Below are 1,059 nucleotides of genomic sequence, written 5' to 3' on the forward strand. Positions count from 1 at the left end.
CGCCTGGGAAATTCACTGTCGGAAAGTTGTTAAACAAGAGATTGAGGATGTTTATGAAACGGAATCAATAGCCCCAGGTGATCTGGACTACGATAGCTCTGCACCAGAAGTGGAAGTATTGCGCCAAAATGAGAAGGGGAAAGTATATCGAGAAGAGCGGAACACCACCTGCCTCTGCGGCACCACCTTCGATTCGGTTAACCAGCTTAAAACCCACCGCCAGAGCAGCAGAGATGCCCGGTGCATAGGGAAGCGGAACACCACCTGCTCCTGCGGCGCCACCTTCGATTCGACCAGCTTGCTTAACTCTCACCGCCAGAGCAGCAAGGACGGCCAGTGCAAGGGGAAACGGAATACCACCTGCCTCTGCGGCGCCACCTTCGCTTCAGGTCAGCCTGCTTAACTCTCACTGCCAAGGCAGCCACGATGTTCGGTGCAGGGGGAGGCGGAACACCACCTGCCTCTGCGGTGCCACTTTCGCTTCGGTCAACCTGCTTAACTCTCATCGCCGGGGTAGCCGCGACGCCCAATGCAAGGGAAAACGGAATACTACCTGTCTCTGTGGCGTTACCTTCGATTCGATCAGTCTGCTTAGCTCTCACCGCCAGAGTAGTAACGATGCCCCGTGCAAGGGGAGGCTTAACACCACCTGTCCCTGTGGCGCTACCTTTGCTTCGGCCACTCTGCTTCACTCTCACCGCCGGAGCAGCCGCGACACCCCATGCAAGGGAAAGCAGAGCACCGCCTGCCTCTGCGGCGCCACCTTTGATTCGGCCAAGATGCTTCACTCTCACCGCCAGAGCAGCCGAGACGCCCGGTGCAAGGGGAAACGGAACACCACCTGCCCCTGTGGCACCACCTTCGGTTCGGTCAACCTGCTGAGTTATCACCGCCAGAGCAGCAGCGACATCCGGTGCAAGGAGAAACGGACCACAAAGAAATAAGACAGGATTTAAAAGAACCGCTATGGCTTAAACAGCTCAGACCAGATGCTGATACACGAGAGGTGTTGAGTACCTGTATTGAATTGGAGGTTATGCTCGTTGCAAAGGCTGGCAA

The 1,059-nt window shown here is 56.3% G+C and carries 2 protein-coding genes; both read right to left on the bottom strand.

What is annotated here, in order from left to right:
- Window positions 1-64: 64 nt before the first annotated feature.
- The gene (locus E1189_RS01155) at window positions 65-313 is read right to left on the bottom strand and encodes a hypothetical protein (RefSeq protein ID WP_155158281.1); all 249 of its coding nucleotides are present in this window, start codon (window positions 311-313) and stop codon (window positions 65-67) included.
- Window positions 303-890 carry a hypothetical protein gene (locus E1189_RS01160; protein ID WP_155158282.1) on the bottom strand — a complete coding sequence of 196 codons (588 nt, stop codon included), beginning with the start codon at window positions 888-890 and terminating at the stop codon, window positions 303-305. The genes E1189_RS01155 and E1189_RS01160 overlap by 11 nt, the downstream gene beginning before the upstream one ends.
- Window positions 891-1,059: the final 169 nt, after the last annotated feature.

This window comes from Parendozoicomonas verongulae (genome assembly GCF_009711465.1).
GTDB classification, from domain to species: domain Bacteria; phylum Pseudomonadota; class Gammaproteobacteria; order Pseudomonadales; family Endozoicomonadaceae; genus Sansalvadorimonas; species Sansalvadorimonas verongulae.